General features: G+C 70.6%; 2 protein-coding genes. Both read right to left on the bottom strand.

Features of this window, described 5'->3' with window-relative positions; all coding sequences use genetic code 11:
* Positions 1 to 90 precede the first annotated feature (90 nt).
* Positions 91 to 1002 (bottom strand): phosphoribosylaminoimidazolesuccinocarboxamide synthase, encoded by a 912-nt coding sequence (locus AOK08_RS36450; protein ID WP_055534033.1) that lies wholly within the window; start codon positions 1000 to 1002, stop codon positions 91 to 93.
* 97 nt (positions 1003 to 1099) lie between these two features.
* Positions 1100 to 2390, bottom strand: a 1291-nt coding sequence (locus tag AOK08_RS36445) for a N,N-dimethylformamidase beta subunit family domain-containing protein (protein ID WP_055534031.1), incomplete at its 5' end; no start/stop codon positions are given.

Genomic DNA, 2390 nt, shown 5'->3' with positions numbered 1-2390 from the left:
GAACCTGGTCGTCCGCTCAGATGGAAAAGACCCCGGTCACCTCGACCGGGGTCTTTTTCGTGTGCCTCGCCGGGTCTCGCCCGGCCTCGGCTACGTCCAGCTCAGGCCCGTCAGGCGCTCGTACGCCTCGATGTACTTCGCTCGGGTCGCGTCGACGACGTGCTGCGGGAGCGGCGGCGGGGGCTGCTCGCTGGCGCGGACCCAGCCGGATTCCGCCGACGTGAGCCAGTCCCGTACGAACTGCTTGTCGAACGAGGGCTGCGCGTGGCCCGGCTCCCACTGGTCGGCCGGCCAGAAGCGGGACGAGTCCGGGGTGAGGACCTCGTCGGCCAGGATCAGGGCCTCGCCGTCCGCCGTGGTCTCGTAGCCGAACTCGAACTTCGTGTCCGCGAGGATGATCCCCCGCTCGCGGGCGATGTCACGGGCGCGGGAGTAGACGGCCAGGGTCGCCTGGCGGAGCTGGGCGGCCGACTCGGCGCCGATCTGGCGTACGACCTCCTCGTACGACACGTTCTCGTCGTGGTCGCCGACCGCCGCCTTGGTGGCCGGGGTGAAGATCGGGGCGGGGAGTTCGGAGCCGTCCGTCAGGCCCTCGGGGAGCGCCAGGCCGCAGACCGTACGGGACGCGTTGTACTCGGTGAGGCCGGAGCCGGTGAGGTAGCCGCGGGCCACGCACTCCACCGGCATCATGCGCAGGGACTTGCAGATCAGGGTGCGGCCCTCCCAGTCGGCGGGGGCGCCGGGCGGGAGTTCGGTGCTCAGGACGTGGTTGGGGGCCAGATCGGCGAGCTGGTCGAACCACCAGAGCGAGAGCTGGGTGAGGACGCGGCCCTTGTCGGGGATCTCCGTCCGCAGCACCCAGTCGTAGGCGGACATGCGGTCGCTGGCGACCATCACGAGGTCGCCCGCCTCGTTCTGGTACAGGTCGCGCACCTTGCCGGTGTGCAGATGCACCAGACCCGGAACCTGCAGAGGCTCGGGCTTTTCTACGAATCCGGACACGGTTCCTCCCCGTGGTGATGACCAAGTGGCTCGATTCTCCCGTATGCGGGGAGCGTGTTTTCGCCAGGGGGCACCGGTCACTCCGAGAAGAACGAGTTCAGTCGCGTTTGCAGATGCGGTCCAGGAGGTTCGCCGTGGCCCGTTGGACCCGTGCGTCCACGTGGCCGGGGCGGTCCAGGGACGGGGACCACGCGAACGTTCCGGACGCGAAGACCAGGGCGCCGGACGGGGACCGGTAGAGGGATGTCTCCTGGTGGCGGAGGGCGCCCTCGCTGTCGGCGTACGGGGAGTGCGCGAGGAGGATGCGGTCGTCGTGCTCGGGGAGCTGGGTGCGCGGGAAGTAACGGTCGGCCTCGCCGGCCACCATGCCGTCGATCTCGTCGCCGTCATGGGCGCCGGTCGCCTCCCACATCCAGTGATCGGCGTTGCGGACGACCAGGGGGGTCGGCTCGGGGACCCGGCCCGCGTACTGGATGCCTATCAACTGCTGCTCGGGGCGGTCGATCTCGCGCCACAGGGCCGGTTTCCCGGGGCCGCGACGCTTTCGGCAGGTGAGGAGGCGGTCGGGGACGCCGGACGGGGACGGGGACAGCTCCACCTGCCAGTACATGGTGTTGGCGGAGAGGAAGACGAGGGACGTGCCGCTCTCGCGGGCGAGTTCGGCGGTGCGGCGCATCGACGTCGACCAGTACTCGTCGTGGCCCGGGAAGACCAGGCCCCGGTAGCGGGTGGGGTCGACGCGGCCGGCGTGCAGATCGCGGGCGTCGGCGTAGGCGAGGTCGTAGCCGTAGCGCTCGGCGAAGCGGATGAAGTCGTAGGCGTGGCCGACGTGGAGGGGGAGGCCGGCGCCCGCGTACGGCCGGTCGAAGGAGACGGTGGTCGCGGCGTCGGCCTCGCCGAGGAGCCGGCCTTCGTCGTCCCACGCGTGGTAGAGGCTCGCGCCCGTACGGCCGTCCTCCGGGTAGAGGTTGTACGCCTGCCAGGTGATGTCCGGCAGCAGGAGCAGCAGGTCCGCGGGGTGGTTGTCGCGGACCGTGAACGGGATGTGGGAGCGGTAGCCGTCGACGGTGGTGAGGACGGCGACGTACGCCCCGACGTTCCAGTACGACGGGATCTGGAGCCGCCAGGAGAGCCACCAGTGGTGGCAGGAGACCGTGCGGTCGGCGGTGAGCGGCGGGGGCTGGACTATGCCCGAGAGGCGGGGGCTGGTGGTGATCTTCGCGGCGCCGTCACCGCCGTAGTGGCCGATGCGGTAGATGTCCACGGCGAACTCCTGCGGCGGGTCGACCGTGATGTGGAAGTCGATGGCCTCACCGGGGGAGGCGGGGCCGGTGGAGACGAACCCTTTGATCTGCCGGTGCACGTCGTCGGCGGAACGCGGGCCGCCG

Origin of the sequence: Streptomyces graminilatus (assembly GCF_001418565.1) — a bacterium.
In the GTDB taxonomy this organism is placed as follows: Bacteria; Actinomycetota; Actinomycetes; order Streptomycetales; family Streptomycetaceae; genus Streptomyces; species Streptomyces graminilatus.
The sequence above is the reverse complement of the archived record's forward strand: the minus strand, read 5'-3'. Positions and strand labels throughout refer to the sequence as shown.